This is a genomic window from Gilliamella sp. B3892, from assembly GCF_026536305.1.
In the GTDB taxonomy this organism is placed as follows: domain Bacteria; phylum Pseudomonadota; class Gammaproteobacteria; order Enterobacterales; family Orbaceae; genus Gilliamella.
The window spans coordinates 1-672 of the sequence record NZ_JAFNOK010000043.1 but is presented as its reverse complement, the minus strand read 5'-3'; the positions used below and the strand labels follow the sequence as shown (position 1 = coordinate 672).

1 pseudogene is annotated in these 672 nt (G+C 42.9%); it reads left to right on the top strand.

The features are described 5' to 3' along the window. Positions 1-672 (top strand): annotated as a pseudogene (locus tag J3U74_RS12430) (adhesin); the annotation flags it as partial.

Sequence of the window (672 nt, the reverse complement as noted above, 5' to 3'; positions counted from 1 at the left end):
GTACCCCGACTATCGATAATGGTGAATTAACCGGTTACCGGGTTGAACAAGGACATATTAATGTCACCGGTAAAGGGCTCGATGGTTCAACGCAAAGCTATACCGATTTAATTGCCCGCTCAGTATCGATTAATGCTGCGGTATGGGCAAATGAAGCCAATGTTATCACCGGTAAAAATCAAGTCAGCCGTGATACCAAAAACGTTACTGCGTTAGACGGTACTCATACCGAAGATAAACCCGAAGTATCGATCGATGTTTCACAATTTGGCGGCATGTATGCCGGTCAAATCAACATGATTGGTACCGAAAAAGGCGTTGGGGTACACAATGCCGGCGAACTTGGCGCAAGCTCAGATAATATCGTGATTCGTGCAGACGGAAAAATTATTAATACCGGTACATTACAAGCGCAGAAAGATATCACCTTAAACAGTCAACAAGATATCACTAATCGCCGTCAGATCTACAGTAAACAAAACATTAAATTAAATAGTCAAAATGCGATCACCAATGAAGGGGCAATCATCGCTCAACATGATATTACCTTAAATGCCCAAAAAATCGACAGCACTCAGGCAAGTCGGGTTGCCGCCGGCATTAATGAGCAAGGAAAACTGATCCATAATAAAGGCAATATTTCCGGCACCGCAAATGACATCAATTTCAACG